The following is a 14,530-nucleotide window of genomic DNA, read 5'->3' as shown; positions in this document are numbered from 1 at the left end:
CATGAGGTTGGGACTCGCTGGTACCGGCCGGATCGGTACTTCGCACGCCGAGACCTTGAAGAGCTTCGACGAGGTTTCGTCCGTGATCGTCGGCGACGTCGACGCCGGGCGGGCCCAGGCGGCCGCGGCGAAACTCGGCGTCGAAGCCGCGGTGGACATCCCCTCGCTCTTCGCGTCCTCTTTGGACGGTCTGGTGATCGCGGCGGCGACGGACGCGCATCCGGAACTGATCCTCCGGGCCGTCGACGCGGGCATCCCGGTGTTCTGCGAGAAACCGGTCGCCGCCGACATCCCCGGCACGCTCGCCGTGATCGACAAGATCACCGGTTCGGACGTGCCGGTGCAGATCGGTTTCCAGCGCAGGTTCGACGCGGGCTACGCGGCCGCTCAGGCCGCTGTCGCGTCGGGCGAACTGGGCTGGCTGCACACTTTGCGCGCGACCACCCTGGACCCGGCTCCGCCGCCCGCGGAGTACGTCGCGCACTCCGGCGGCCTGTTCCGCGACTGCGGTGTGCACGACTTCGACGTCGTCCGGTTCGTCAGCGGCCGCGAGGTCGTCGAGGTCTACGCCGTCGGAGCGAACAAGGGCGAACGGTTCTTCGTCGACGCCGGAGACGTCGACACCGCCGCCGCGACACTGACCCTGGACGACGGGACCCTGGCGGTGGTCTCCCTGACCCGGTACAACGGCGCGGGCTACGACGTCCGCCTGGAAGTGCTCGGCTCGGCCGGAAACGCCGTGGTGGGCCTGGACGATCGCGCGCCGCTGACCTCGGTGGAACCCGGCGTCCAGCCGTTGCCAGGACCCGCTTACCCCGGGTTCATGGAACGCTTCCGGCCCGCGTACGTCAGCGAGTTGAAGACGTTCCTGGAGGTCGCCGCCGGTCGGGCGCCGAGCCCCTGCGGAGCGGCGGATGCCCTGGAGGCGTTCTACATCGCCGAGGCGTGCGAAGTCTCCCGTCGCGAACGCCGCCCAGTCCGAGTGGACGACGTACGCGCCTGAAACACCCGCTCTCGTGTGAGGTCCCCCGCCCGAAGCGTGACTTGAGCGTTAAGCACGGCCGCCACCCTCCCCCGGGTGTCGCGAAAGCCACTTTCGGGACACCTGATGTCCCGAAAGTGGCTTTCGCGACACGGCCAACTGGCCACCCGGAATCCAGTAGGCACCTAAGACACCCTTGGCCCTAGCCCGAGTCGCCACCCCCGAGACCCCGATACCGGACGACACGTGTGACTGGATGGACGTCACGTGTGACTGGATGGACGACACGCCGCGGCCGGGCTACGCGGCGTGTCGTCCCTCTGGACACGCGTGTCGTCCATCCAGGCACGCGAGTTGTCCCGCTGATCACGCGAGATCGCCACCCGCGCACGCGGTAGGCACCTAAGACACCCCTACCGCTCACGAGGCACAGGGCGAAGGCAGCTTCCTGCCACAGCCGGCCACTTCGCTCGCCCTGTCACTACGGTGATCATGACGGGCGGCAGGGTCGTGCCGCCGGAACGCGCGAGGAGTGCGGATGCAGCCGAATTCACCGCAGCCCGGGTTTCCTCCGGGCGGACCCGCGCCGTGGGGTGGCGCGCCGGGGGTGCCGACGCCCAGGCCGAAGCCGAGGGCGAACGCCGCGGCGGCGATGATCGCCGGCGTCCTGGCGTTGCTCACCGCCGCCATGCTCGTCTGGTTCGTGCTCTACAACGTCGTTCACGCCGGCGGGGCTGGTCACTGGTCCGGCGTGGAGGTGCAGAATGTGGTCTTCGGCGTCATCAGCTCCGGGGCGCTGGTGGTCGCGGCGGGATTCACGTTCGCCCGGAGAATTTCCGGCGCGTGGACCTTGTGCGGGCTGTGCGCGCTGTCCGCGGTGGCGATGGTCGTCGCGGCACCGCTGGTGTGGGGCACACCTCTCGGCGCTCAGCTCAAGTGGATCTTCAGCTTCGACAAGAGTAACGGTGTCGCCATCGCGCTGGCGGTCATCTTCGCCGTCCTGACGGCGAGCGTGGCACTGATCGCCGGCAGCGTCTGGTCGTACGAGAAGGCGCGTGGCTAGAGCTTGTCCAGGATCAGCTTCGCGCGTTCCTCCACGAGCCGGTAACCAGAGCGCGCGGCGAGTTCCTGAGCCAGCTCACCGTGTGTCCTGGCCTCTTCGAGCTTTTCCAATTCCAGCAGGGTTTCCGCGAGTCCGGTCCGCGCGGCCGCCGCACACCAGAAGAAGCTGGTCGTCCGCGCGATCGACAACGCGAGCCGGTGGTGTTCGGCGGCTTCCTCGGGCAGGCCGAGCCGCAGGCAGACTTCGCCGAGCCCGACGACGGTCCAGGCCTCGGTCCCCCGGTCACCGATCTTGCGGGTGAGTTCGACGGCTTCGAGCGCGTCCGCGCGGTTCTGCTCGCTCGGGTCGCGCCTGCTTTCGAGCACGGCCCTGCCGGACAGGGCCGTCGCCTCGCCGTAGGTGTAGCCGAGTTCGCGGTTGGCCGCGAGCGCGCGGGTGTAGAAGTCGTAGGCCTCGTCGAGCAGCCCGAGATCACGGTGCACGTTGCCGAGGTCGACCAGCAGCACCGCGACGCTGAACCGGGCACCGTCCCGTTCGGCGACGGTGAGCGCGCGGGTGAAGTGGGCGAGGGCCTCGTCGAGCTGACCCGTCTGCCAGTACGGGAAACCGAGGTTCGCCAACGCCATCGAGATGGCGGGCATGTTCAGTTCTTCGCACAACCGCAGGGATTCCAGCCCGCAACGGATCGCCTCCTGCGGGTCGCCGAGGCGCTGGTGCACCGCGCTCAGGTTGTTGAGCACGGCCGCACGGCCGGCGTCCCAGCCGTCGAGGAGGTCTCCGCGCAAGGCGCTGGCGAGGTGTTCGCGCGCTTCGTCGTAGCGGCCGCTGTTGACGCAGGCGAGCGCGATGCTCAGGTGCATCGCCGCTTGTGCCTGTCCGGCGCCGCTGCGGCGGGCGGCCTTGAGCGCGGTCGACGCGGTGTCGATCCATTCCGCGTGATGGCCGCGCTGGTGGAAGAAGGCACGGAGCGCGTCTGCGAGGTGCCAGGAGAACTCGGGCGGGCCGTGTTCGGCACTCTGCTCGACCGCGGCGGCGAGGTTCGGCCACTCGGCGTCCAGCCAGGCCAGCGCCTCCTCGGTGTCGGCGAAGGGCTCGTCTTCCGGTTCTTCGCGCGGAAGGCGCAGGAAATGCGGGATGAGGACGCGGCCCGCGGCGTCGGAGGTGGTCAGGTAGTGCTCGAAGAGCCGCCTCTGCGCGGTGTCGCGTTCGGACTTCGTGTCCTCCGAAAGCGTGCGGCCCGCCGCGAAACTGCGGAGCAGGTCGTGGAACCGGTAGCGCCCCGGCGTGTAGCGCTCGATCAGATGGGCCGCGGCGAGCGCCTTGAGCAGCTGGTTGCCCCGCTTCGCACCGGTCAGTGCCTGGGCGGCGGAGGCGGTGAACGTCTGGCCGGGGACCAGCGCGAGCCGCCGGAACAGCAGGCGGTGTTCTTCGGGAAGCGCCCGGTAGGAGACGCCGAACGCCGTGGTCACCGCACTTTCCTCGGCACCGTCGACGGTCAGTTCCGCCAGTGGGTCGCCACCGGCCAGCTCGCGGGCGAGTTCGGCGATCTCGGGTTCGCCGCTCGCGCCGAGGTTGGCCGCCGCGATCCGGAGGGCGAGCGGGAGATGCCCGCACAGCCGGGCCAGCTCCGCCGCCGCGACGGCCTCGGCGGCGACGGTTTCGCTGCCGAGCACGGCTTCCAGCAGATGCCGCGCGTCTTCGGCCGGGAGGACGGACAGCGGGAGCGCGCGGGCGCCGGTGCGGGCGATGAGGTCGCCGAGCCGCTGACGGCTGGTGACCAGGGCGGTGCCCGACGGCGGCAGCAGCGGCAGCACCTGGCCGGTGTCGCGCACGTTGTCGAGGACCAGGAGGACCCGTTTGTCGGCGAGGAGGGAACGGAGCAGCGCCGCGCGGGTGTCGGTGTCCGGCGGGATGGCCTTGGGCGCGGTGCCGAGCGCCTGGAGAAGCTGCGTGAGCGCCACCGCCGGGGTGAGCGGTTCGTGATCCGGGTCGAAACCGCGCAGGTCGAGGTAGAGCTGGCCGTCGGGGAACGCGTCGCGGACGCGGTGCGCCCAGCGGACCGCGAGCGCCGTCTTGCCGACGCCGGCGGTCCCGCTGATCACCCAGATGTCGGTGCCCTCGCCCGCGTGACGGGTCGCCTCGTCGAGCCGTTCCAGCTCGGCCGCCCGCCCGGCGAAGCCGCGGACGTCGTGCGGCAGCTGCGCCGGGCGGACCGGCTCGGCTTTGGCCGAAGTCGTCGCGGGGTCCAGCGCGGGATCGGCGGCGAGGATGGCGATTTCGAGTTTCCGCAGCTCGGGGGAGGGGTCGAGGCCCAGTTCGGTACCGAGCCGGTCCCTCAAGGCGCGGAAAGCCTCGAGAGCGTCGTCGGTGCGGCCTTCGCGGTGCAGCGCGACCATGAGCTGCCCGACGAACCGCTGTCGCAGGGGATGCGCGGCGACCAGTTCGGTCAGCTCCGCGATGACCTGACGGCCGCGACCGAGTCGCAACCGGGCCTCGGCGCGATCCTCCAGCGCCGTCCAGCGTGCCTCGTTCATGCCGCCGCGGAGACGCTGGGCGACCTCGCCGGTCACGACATCGGACAGCGCCTCTCCGCGCCACAACCCGAGCGCCTCGTCCAGGAGTTCCACGGCGGTCTCGTCGTCGGCTTCGCGGGCTCGCGTCGTCAGCTCGGTGAAGCGGTGCAGGTCGACCTGGCGCGGCTCGACCTTGAGCAGGTAGCGGGTCCCCTCGGAGACGATCTCCGGCCCGCCCGCGCCGCGGAACACCGCCCGCAGCCGGGACACCAGCGCTTGAACGGTGTTCCGGGCACTCGCGGGCGGCGCTTCCGGCCAGAGCAGGTCGATGATCCGGTCACGCGGCACCGGCTTACCCGCTTCCAGCAGGAGAACCGCCAGTACGAGCCGTTGTTTGGGCGAGCCGAGATCGACCGGGCCGCCGTCGGCCCACGCCTCGACGGCGCCGAGGACGCGGAACTCCACCCGGCCACCTCCGCCCACGTCGTCAGAGCCTGCAAGCGTAGTGCAAGCGCCCTGCATCCGGACGCCGTGATCCTTGCGGAGTGTCCACCGAGGACCCGTCGCCGGAACCGTGCCCAACCAACAAGACGGGCAGGACCCCCCATTCGGTTCCGGTACGACGGTGGACACCTGCACCTCGCACAGACACCGCCTTCTGACGGCGGTGGGGGTTGGGGGTAGTGCCAGCTCGACGTCTTCCCCCCGTGTCGTCGAACTGGCACTTCTTCGTGACTGGGGCTGGGGTTCTTCTCGTCGCCGTCTCAAGGCGACGTCCTGGGGATGGCTGGGCGGGCCGGGATGGGCTCGCCCATGCCAGGACCCATCGCGTTCAGAGGACTAATTGCGTTCGTCGCCTTGACAGGCACGCCCGCCGCATTGCACCCTTTCACTACTTAATTAGTGAAAGGGTGTTGCAAGTGGTCACCTTCCACCTGGACAAGGGCTCGGGCGTCGCGACGTACGTCCAGCTCGTCCAGCAGGTCAAAACCGCGCTCCGGCTGGGACTGCTGGAGCCGGGGGACCGGCTGCCGACGGCGAAGGAGGTGGTCGCCGAGCTGGCGATCAACCCCAACACCGTCCTCAAGGCCTATCGCGAGCTGGAGCGCGAAGGGCTCGTCGAAGGAAAGCCGGGCCTCGGCACCTTCGTGCAGAAGACGCTCGGAGGCGCTTCGTTCGCGGAGCACACACGGTTGCGGAAGAGCTTGGGGGCCTGGGTCCGCGACGCGCGGGAATCGGGGCTGGATCAGGAAGACGTCGAGGCGTTGTTCACCTCAGTGGTGGTCGATGGCTTTCGAGGGGAGCGGACGGCATGATCGGTGAACCCGCCATCGAGGCGACCGGCCTCGGCAAGCGTTACCGTCGCAAGTGGGCGCTGCGTGACTGCTCCCTGTCCGTCCCGAAAGGACGCGTCGTCGCGCTGGTCGGGCCGAACGGCGCCGGCAAGACGACCTTCCTGCACTTGGCCGTCGGGCTGCTCGACGCGACCCTCGGCTCGGTCTCGGTTTCGGGCGCCACCGCGTTCCTGGCGCAGGACAAGCCGTTGTACCCCGGCTTCAGCATCGCCGAGATGCTGAAGTTCGGCAGGCGCCTCAACCCCGGCTGGGACGACGAGTTCGCGCTCAAGCGCATCGATTCGCTCGGACTTCCGGTGAAGCACAAGGTCGGCAAGCTGTCCGGTGGCCAGCGCGCGCAGGTCGCGCTCACCCTCGCGCTCGCGAAACGCCCGGAACTCCTGGTACTCGACGAGCCGCTCGCCAACCTCGACCCACTGGCCCGCCACGAGGTCATGCGCGGGCTGATGGAAGCGGTCGCCGAAACCGGCATGACCGTCCTGCTCTCCTCGCACGTCGTCTCCGATCTGGAGAACACCTGCGACTGGCTGATCGTCCTCAACGGTGGCCGCGTCCAGGTCAGCGGCGACATCGACGAACTCGTCGCCGGGCACCGGATCCTTTCCGGGCCCGTGGAGGAGGCCGACGCGCTGGCCAAACGCGTCGCCGTCGTCGACGAGGCTCGCGCGGGCAGGCAGGCGACCGTCTTCGCCCGCACCCCACCGGTCCCACTAAGTCCACAGTGGACTGATCGGCCGGTGAACCTGGAGGAACTGGTGCTGGCCTACCTGCGGCGGCCCGAGTCCGCGAGCCTGCCGCGTCCGACACTGGCTTCGGCATAAGGGGGAACGATGCTCTGGCTCACCTACCGTCAGCATCGCATGCAGCTGCTGGTCACGGCGGCGCTGCTCGTCGCCGTCGGAATCCTGTTGCTGGTCAACGGGAACGCGGCGGCGGACAGTCCGGACCCGGCGAGTCTGTTCGCGGATCTGTACACCTATCTCTCCTGGTTGCAGGTCGTCCCGGTGGCGATCGGGGTCTTCTGGGGTGCCCCGCTGGTCGCCGCGGAATACGAACGTGGCACCACGAAACTCGCCTGGACCCAGTCGATCTCACGATTCCGCTGGCTCGGCGTGAAACTGGGGTTCCTCGCCGTTCTCGCCACACTGGGCGGTCTCGCGTTCGGCACGATGATGCAGCGCTGGGTGGAGGTCTTCCCCACCGATCGCGGTGACACCGCCTTCACCAGCCGCTTCGACAATCCCGTCCTGTTCGCGATGACCGGTGTCGCGCCCGGCGCGTGGTGGCTCTTCGGCTTCGTCCTCGGCACCGCCGCGGGCGCGCTCATCCGCAAAACCCTCCCGGCCATCGCCGTCACCATCGCGGTGACCGTGGGCTTGATGATCGGCATCGCCAATGTCCGTGACCTCTACGCGGAGCCGAAACTCGTTGCCATGGGCTTCGGCGACCAGGGTCCCGGTGGCCGGGTCCTCGAAATGGTCACGGACGCCGCGGGCGAGGTCACCGCGCTCAAGATCCTGCCGCCGGACTGGTACTGGCGTTTCCAATGGACCGAAGCCGCGATCCTGGCGGGTGTCTCGATCCTGCTCGCCGCGGCCGCGGCCTTCGCCATCCGACGCCGCTCCTAGGAAGGACTCGTTCTTGCTCTGGCTCACCTGGCGGCAGCACCGCACCCAGTTGCTCGTCACCCTGGGGTTCCTGGCCGTGCTCGGCGGCGTCCTGTTCTTGTCCGGGCAGGTCGCCATCGACGCCTCGAACGGCAAGACCTCCTCGTACTGCTACGGAGGCGGCGTCCCGTGCCGCGAGTACGACGCGGGACTGGAGGACCTCTACCAGAAGATCTACCCGCTGATCGCGATGGTGCCGTTCGTTCCCTTGCCGGCGGGCGTCTTCTGGGGCGCGCCGCTGCTCGCCAGGGAGTACGAGCGCAACACCCATCAGCTCGCGTGGACGCAGTCGGTCGGCCGCGGGCACTGGCTGGCCGTCAAATTCGGTGTCCTCGCCGGATGTGCGATGCTGGCCGGGCTCGTATGGGGGCAGGTGTTCGGCAGCTGGCTGGAAATGTTCCCCGGCAAGGCGGAGACCTTCACCGAGACGTCCTACTTCGGCGCGGTCGGGGTCGCGCCCGCCGCCTGGTGGCTGTTCGCCTTCACCCTCGGTGCGGCGGCCGGGGTGCTGACGCGCAAGACCTTGCCCGCCATCGCGATCACGGTCGCGGTGTTCGTCGCGGCTTCGATCGTCTTGCTGTTCCTGCGGCCGCATTACGCCGAGCCGGTGCGCACGACCGGCCCGGATCCGGCCGCGAAGGGTGCTCTGATCGTCGAGACGGGCAGGGTCGCGCCGGACGGGCGCGAAATGAGCACGCTGGACGACGTCCCCGGTTGCCCGCTCGGGCTGGGGAAGAGCGCGTGCGCGCGGGCGGCGGGCTATCAGGACTTCACCGTCTATCAGCCTCTCAGCCGGTTCTGGCGGTTCCAGTGGACCGAGGCGGGCATCCTGCTCGCCGCGACCGCGGTACTCGGGGGTGTCGCGGCCGGGGGAACGGTCCGCCGCCGTCGCTGAGACGACGGCGGACCGGGAAAACTCAGTCGAGCTGAAGTTCGGGCTGGTACAGGTCGAACCAGTGGTGAAGATCCAGCGCGCGGTCGATCCCGGTGCGCTGGACCGAGGGCATCGTCGCCGGGTCCACTTCGGACGCCCGGTGCAGCCAGTCGCGGTCCACCAGTGAGAACACCGGGTTGTCCCGTTCGCTCAGGGCCTCCTTGGCCTGCTGCTGCAACGCCGCCGCGTAGCCGGGGTCCTGAGTGGACGGATACGGGCTCTTGACCCGGTCACGCACCGACGCGGGCAGGACATGCTTCGTGGCGTGCCGCAGCAGGCTCTTTTCCCTGCCGTCGAACGTCTTCAGCGACCACGGCGTGTTGTAGACGTACTCGACCAGTCGGTGATCACAGAACGGCACTCGCACCTCGAGCCCGACGGCCATCGACGCCCGGTCCTTGCGGTCCAGCAGCATCCGCACGAAGCGGCTCAGGTGGAGGTTGCAGACGGTCCGCATCTTCCGTTCCTGCTCGCTCTCGCCGTCGAGGTACTCGACTCCGGCGACGGCGGTGCTGTACTGGTCGGCGATGTAGCCGGGCAGGTCCAGCCTGTTCCGGACGTCCTCGCGCAGCAGGGCGCCCCGTTCACTCGTCATCCCCATGCGGAACGCGAGCCAGGGGAACGTTCCCGAGTTCACCGCGGCCTCGTCGTGGAACCAGCGGTATCCACCGAACACCTCGTCGGCCGACTCGCCGGACAACGCGACCGTGGATTCCGCGCGGATCGCCTTGAACAGCAGGTACAGCGAGGTGTCCATGTCGCCGAGCCCGGCCGGGATGTCCCGCGCGGTCAGCACCTTGCGGCGCACCTCCGGATCGCTGAGTTCGGCCGGGTTGAGCATGACGTCCTTGTGCTCGGAACCGACCAGGTCCGCGACGTCGCGGATGAACGGCGAGTCGGGGGTGTCCCGCACCTCGTCCGGTTTGAAGTTCTCTTCCTGGCCGAGGAAATCGACCGAGAAAGTGCGCAGCCGCTCACCCTGTTCGGCCAGCCGCGCCGCGGCGAGACCGGTGACGGCGCTGGAATCGAGCCCGCCCGACAGCAGGACGCAGCGGGGCACGTCGGCGATCAGCTGACGGTGCACGATGTCGGTCATCAGTTCGCGGACCCGTTCGACCGTGGTCTCCTGGTCGTCCGTGTGCTGCTTCGCGTCCAGCTTCCAGTACGTCCGGGTGCCGATCCCGGAACGGTCGACGGTGACGATCGTGCCCGGCCCGACCTCGTGCATGCCCTTCCACAGCGACCAGCCCGGCGTCTTGGTCATCGACATCAGCTCGCGCAGGCCGTCGGTGTCGACAACCTTGCGCGCCAAGGGGTTGGCGAGGATCGCCTTCGGTTCGGAGCCGAAGAGGACGCCGTCCGGGGTCGGGTAGTAGTAGAACGGCTTGATGCCCATGCGGTCGCGGATCATCACGAGCTTCTCGTCGCGCTCGTCCCAGATCGCGAAGGCGTACATCCCGTTGAGGTGATCGACGACCTCGTCGCCCCACTCCAGGTAGCCGTGGAGCACGACCTCCGTGTCGCTGTCGGTCTCGAATCCGTGGCCCCGCCGGGAAAGTTCGGCGCGCAGTTCGGTGAAGTTGTACGCCTCGCCGCTGTAGACCATGGCGGCCAGGCCCGCCTCGGCCATCGGCTGCCTGCCGCCGGGCAGGTCGATGATCGCGAGACGGCGGTGGCCCAGCGCCACCTTGGGCCGGACCCAGGTACCCGAGTCGTCAGGACCGCGGCACGCCATGGTCTCGGTCATCGCGTCGACGATCTCCCGGCGTTGCGTGAGATCCGTGTCGAAGGAGACCCACCCTGCGATTCCGCACATCGCTACCTCCCGGTGATTAGTTAGCACATACAACTACTTGTAACACTGGTGTAACACGCTTCGCTCGGCTTGTCTGCCCGAATTGCACGCTCCGTCCGCAGTGCGTCACCGTCTGTGGGACACGTCACCGGGCATCAAGAAGTCGTAAAGGCACCCGATCGGGGCATCAAGAGGCCGTCAGGCCGAGGTCGTGGACGACTCCACGCGGCGCACTGTTGCGGAGTCCTGGTCACCGATGGGGTGACCTGTCCTGAGAGGTGCCTCGTGGCCGACTTGCTCTACGCCGTGCTCCTGATCGGCGTATTCGTGGTTCTCGCCCTGACCCTTCGCGGTCTGGAAAAGCTGTGACCGGCACGGGAACTCCTGCCAACGTCGTCGGCGGACTGCTGGCGCTGGGGCTGCTCGTCTATTTGTTCATCGCACTGGTCAGGCCGGAGAAATTCTGATGTCAGACACCGCGGCCGGTCTCCTGCAGGCCGGCCTCCTGCTCGTCGCGCTCGCCGCGGTCTACCGGCCACTCGGCGACTACATGGCGCGCGTCTTCTCGACGGAGAAGCACACCAAGGCCGAACGCGGCCTGTACCGCCTCTTCCGGGTGAACCCCGGATCGGAACAGCACTGGAAGACCTACGCGTCCGCCGTGATCGGCTTCTCGTTCGTCTCCGTCGTCCTCCTGTACCTGCTTCAGCGGCTCCAGGCGATCCTGCCGTGGAGCCTCGGCAAGGAACCGGTCTCACCGGCGGTCGCCTTCAACACCGCCGTCAGCTTCGTGACCAACACGAACTGGCAGTCCTACAGCCCCGAAGCGACCATGGGTCACTTCGTGCAGATGGCCGGCTTGACCGTGCAGAACTTCCTGTCCGCGGCCGTCGGGCTTTCGGTCGCCGTCGCGGTCGTCCGCGGCTTCGTCCGCTCGAAGACCGACCGCCTCGGTAACTTCTGGGTGGACCTGACGCGCGGCACGATCCGGATCCTGCTGCCGATCGCCTTCGTGGCCGCGATCGTGCTGATCGCGCTCGGCGTCGTGCAGAGCCTCAAGAGCGGTGTCGACGTCCTCAACCCGGACGGCAGCACGAGCAAGATCGCGCTCGCGCCCGCCGCGAGCCAAGAGGCCATCAAGGAACTCGGCACCAACGGTGGTGGCATCTTCAACGCCAACTCCTCGCATCCGTTCGAGAACCCGAACGCCTGGACCAACCTGATCGAGATCTTCCTGATCCTGGTCATCCCGGTCTCGCTCACCCGCACGTTCGGCAAGCTCGTCGGCAACACGCGGCAGGGTCACGTCCTGCTTTCGGTGATGGCCGGGCTCTTCACCGCGATGCTCACGGTGACCTGGCTGTCCGAAGCCCACGCGAGCGGACCGGCGTCGCTGGCCGCCGGGGCGAACCTGGAGGGCAAGGAACAGCGCTTCGGTATCGGCCTGAGTTCACTGTTCGCCAACGCGACCACCGGCACCTCGACCGGCGCGGTCAACAGCATGCACGACAGCTACAGCGGACTCGGTGGCGGCGGAGCCCTGCTCAACATGCTGCTGGGCGAGATCTCGCCGGGAGGCGTCGGAACCGGTCTCTACGGCATCCTCGTGATGGCCGTGATCGCGATGTTCCTCGCCGGGCTGATGGTCGGCCGGACACCCGAATACCTGGGGAAGAAGCTCGGCAAACGCGAGGTCACCTGCGCGGCGGTCTCCATGCTCGCGATGCCGACGGTGGTACTGCTCGGCTCCGGCATCGCGCTCATGCTGGCCGGCACCCCGGCCGCCATGACGAACTCGGGCGCGCACGGCCTTTCCGAGGTCCTCTACGCCTACGCGTCGGCGGGCAACAACAACGGCAGCGCGTTCGGCGGGCTCACCGCGACGAACGACTGGTTCCAGTCCTCGCTGTCGGTGGCGATGCTGCTCGGCCGGTTCATCCCGATCATCGCCGTGCTCTGCCTGGCCGGATCCCTTGCCTCGCAACGGAAGGTCCCGGAGACCGCGGGCACGCTGCCCACCACCGGACCGCTCTTCGCCACGTTGCTGGCGGGCACGATCGTGCTCGTCGCGGCCCTCACCTTCATCCCGGCGCTCGCGCTCGGGCCCATCGCAGAGGCACTCGCATGACCGTCACTCAGGAACGCACTCCGGAAGAAGCAACCCAGCACCATGTGGAGAACACCGGCCGGGTCGGCGCGGGAATCTTCAGCCCCAGGCAGCTCCTGACCTCCCTCCCGGAGGCGCTGCGCAAGCTGAACCCCAAGCATCAGCTGGCCAACCCGGTCATGTTCGTGGTGTGGGTGGGCTCGGCGCTGACGACGGTCTTCGCCGTCACCGACCCGAGCGTGTTCACCATTCTCATCGCGATCTGGCTGTGGTTCACCGTCCTGTTCGCGAACCTCGCCGAGGCCGTCGCGGAAGGCCGGGGCAAGGCGCAGGCGGAAACCCTGCGCCGCAGCAAGAAGGAAACCGTCGCGCGCCGCCTCACCGAGGACGGCGACGAGGAGAACGTGCCGGGTGTCGACCTGCGCGTCGGCGACCTCGTGGTCGTCGAGGCCGGACAGGTCATCCCCGGCGACGGCGACGTCGTCGAAGGCATCGCGACCGTCGACGAATCGGCCATCACCGGCGAGTCGGCCCCGGTCATCCGCGAATCGGGCGGCGACCGGTGCGCGGTGACCGGCGGGACGACGGTGCTTTCGGACCGGGTCGTCGTGAAGATCGCCACCAAACCCGGAGAGTCCTTCGTGGATCGCATGATCGCGTTGGTGGAAGGCGCTTCCCGGCAGAAGACGCCGAACGAGATCGCGCTGACCATCCTGCTCTCGACGCTGACGATCATCTTCATGCTCGCCGTCGTGGCACTGCAGCCGATGGCCGGTTACTCCGGCAGCCAGCAGTCCGTGATCGTGCTGACCGCGTTGCTGGTCTGCCTGATCCCGACGACGATCGGCGCGCTGTTGTCCGCGATCGGTATCGCGGGCATGGACCGGCTGGTGCAGCGCAACGTACTCGCGACGAGCGGTCGCGCGGTGGAAGCCGCGGGCGACGTCTCGACCCTCTTGCTGGACAAGACGGGCACGATCACCTTCGGCAACCGCAAGGCCACCGGGCTGATCCCGGTCGGAACGTCCACTGTGGACGACATCGCCAGGGCGGCCCGGCTGTCCAGCCTCGCCGACGGCACGCCGGAAGGCCGCAGCATCGTCGAACTCGTCGCCCGTGAGCACGGTCTCGCGGAGACGGCGTCCGACGCCGAGAAGCTCGCGGACTTCGTGGAGTTCACCGCGCAGACACGGATGAGCGGCATCGACGTCGGCGAGCGCCAGGTCCGTAAAGGCGCGGCCGGGTCGGTGCGGACCTGGGTCCGCGAACGCGGCGGCGACATGCCGGACGAGACCGAGCGCGTCGTGGACGAGATCAGCCAGCAGGGCGGGACCCCGCTGGTGGTCGCGGAGTACGACGGCGCGAAAGCCTTCGTGCGCGGTGTGATCCGGCTGTCCGATGTGGTCAAACCCGGGATGAAGGAGCGGTTCGTCCAGCTCCGCGCGATGGGGATCAAGACCGTCATGATCACCGGGGACAACCCGCTGACGGCCAAGGCGATCGCGCGGGACGCGGGTGTCGACGACTACCTGGCCGAGGCCAAGCCCGAAGACAAGATGGCGCTGATCAAGAAGGAGCAGGAGGGCGGGCGGCTGGTCGCGATGACCGGCGACGGCACCAACGACGCCCCCGCGCTGGCGCAGTCCGACGTCGGCGTCGCGATGAACACCGGGACCTCCGCCGCCAAGGAGGCGGGGAACATGGTGGACCTCGACTCCGACCCGACGAAACTGATCGAGATCGTGGAGATCGGCAAGCAGTTGCTGATCACCCGCGGCGCGCTGACCACGTTCAGCGTCGCCAACGACCTCGCGAAGTACTTCGCCATCCTGCCCGCGATGTTCACCGGCATCTTCGCCCAGCTCGGCGCGCTCAACATCATGCAGCTGGCGACGCCGAAGTCCGCGATCCTGTCGGCGGTCATCTTCAACGCCCTGATCATCGTCGGGCTGATCCCGCTCGCCCTGCGCGGCGTCCGGTACAAGCCGTCCTCGGCTTCGGCGCTGCTTCGCCGGAACCTGCTGGTCTACGGCCTCGGCGGCATCGTCAGCCCGTTCCTCGGGATCTGGCTGATCGACCTGCTCGTCCGTCTCATCCCTGGAATCGGGTAAAGC

11 protein-coding genes are annotated in these 14,530 nt (G+C 68.6%); 9 read left to right on the top strand and 2 right to left on the bottom strand.

The window, feature by feature from the left end; translation table 11 throughout:
- Window position 1: 1 nt before the first annotated feature.
- Complete coding sequence (locus BS329_RS02875) at window positions 2-1,003, top strand: Gfo/Idh/MocA family protein (protein ID WP_076155412.1); 1,002 nt, start codon at window positions 2-4, stop codon at window positions 1,001-1,003.
- Between the two features lie 517 nt (window positions 1,004-1,520).
- Window positions 1,521-2,045 (top strand): VirB8 family type IV secretion system protein, encoded by a 525-nt coding sequence (locus BS329_RS02870; protein ID WP_076155410.1) that lies wholly within the window; start codon window positions 1,521-1,523, stop codon window positions 2,043-2,045.
- On the opposite strand, the gene BS329_RS02865 is transcribed toward BS329_RS02870, so the two are convergent.
- Window positions 2,042-5,023: an AfsR/SARP family transcriptional regulator gene (locus tag BS329_RS02865; protein ID WP_076155408.1), complete on the bottom strand. Its 2,982-nt coding sequence runs from the start codon at window positions 5,021-5,023 to the stop codon at window positions 2,042-2,044. The two genes, BS329_RS02870 and BS329_RS02865, sit on opposite strands and share 4 nt — an antisense overlap.
- Before the next feature lie 455 nt (window positions 5,024-5,478).
- Between BS329_RS02865 and BS329_RS02860 the strand changes: the two genes are divergently transcribed.
- The 4 genes from BS329_RS02860 to BS329_RS02845 are packed head-to-tail and all read left to right on the top strand — an operon-like array spanning window position 5,479 to window position 8,475.
- Window positions 5,479-5,874, top strand: coding sequence for a GntR family transcriptional regulator (locus tag BS329_RS02860; RefSeq protein ID WP_076155407.1), 396 nt, complete (start codon window positions 5,479-5,481; stop codon window positions 5,872-5,874).
- Window positions 5,871-6,734 carry an ABC transporter ATP-binding protein gene (locus BS329_RS02855; RefSeq protein ID WP_076155405.1) on the top strand — a complete coding sequence of 288 codons (864 nt, stop codon included), beginning with the start codon at window positions 5,871-5,873 and terminating at the stop codon, window positions 6,732-6,734. The genes BS329_RS02860 and BS329_RS02855 overlap by 4 nt, the downstream gene beginning before the upstream one ends.
- Before the next feature lie 9 nt (window positions 6,735-6,743).
- Window positions 6,744-7,541, top strand: coding sequence for an ABC transporter permease (locus BS329_RS02850; protein WP_076155403.1), 798 nt, complete (start codon window positions 6,744-6,746; stop codon window positions 7,539-7,541).
- A 13-nt stretch (window positions 7,542-7,554) separates the two neighbouring features.
- On the top strand, window positions 7,555-8,475 hold the full coding sequence (locus BS329_RS02845; RefSeq protein ID WP_076155402.1) for an ABC transporter permease: 921 nt from the start codon (window positions 7,555-7,557) through the stop codon (window positions 8,473-8,475).
- Window positions 8,476-8,497: 22 nt separating this feature from the next.
- Here the strand turns inward: BS329_RS02845 and asnB are convergent, their stop codons facing one another.
- The gene (gene asnB, locus BS329_RS02840) at window positions 8,498-10,330 is read right to left on the bottom strand and encodes an asparagine synthase (glutamine-hydrolyzing) (RefSeq protein ID WP_076155400.1); all 1,833 of its coding nucleotides are present in this window, start codon (window positions 10,328-10,330) and stop codon (window positions 8,498-8,500) included.
- Window positions 10,331-10,674: 344 nt separating this feature from the next.
- Here asnB and kdpF point away from each other — a divergent pair, with 344 nt between their 5' ends.
- The 3 genes from kdpF to kdpB are packed head-to-tail and all read left to right on the top strand — an operon-like array spanning window position 10,675 to window position 14,527.
- Window positions 10,675-10,776 carry a K(+)-transporting ATPase subunit F gene (gene kdpF, locus BS329_RS02835; RefSeq protein WP_076155398.1) on the top strand — a complete coding sequence of 34 codons (102 nt, stop codon included), beginning with the start codon at window positions 10,675-10,677 and terminating at the stop codon, window positions 10,774-10,776.
- Window positions 10,776-12,437: a potassium-transporting ATPase subunit KdpA gene (gene kdpA / locus BS329_RS02830; protein ID WP_076155396.1), complete on the top strand. Its 1,662-nt coding sequence runs from the start codon at window positions 10,776-10,778 to the stop codon at window positions 12,435-12,437. The genes kdpF and kdpA overlap by 1 nt, the downstream gene beginning before the upstream one ends.
- Window positions 12,434-14,527: a potassium-transporting ATPase subunit KdpB gene (gene kdpB / locus BS329_RS02825; RefSeq protein WP_076155395.1), complete on the top strand. Its 2,094-nt coding sequence runs from the start codon at window positions 12,434-12,436 to the stop codon at window positions 14,525-14,527. Before kdpA ends, kdpB begins: the two co-directional genes overlap by 4 nt.
- Window positions 14,528-14,530: the final 3 nt, after the last annotated feature.

Source organism: Amycolatopsis coloradensis (assembly GCF_001953865.1).
In the GTDB taxonomy this organism is placed as follows: domain Bacteria; phylum Actinomycetota; class Actinomycetes; order Mycobacteriales; family Pseudonocardiaceae; genus Amycolatopsis; species Amycolatopsis coloradensis.
This window is presented reverse-complemented; position numbering and strand designations above follow the sequence as displayed.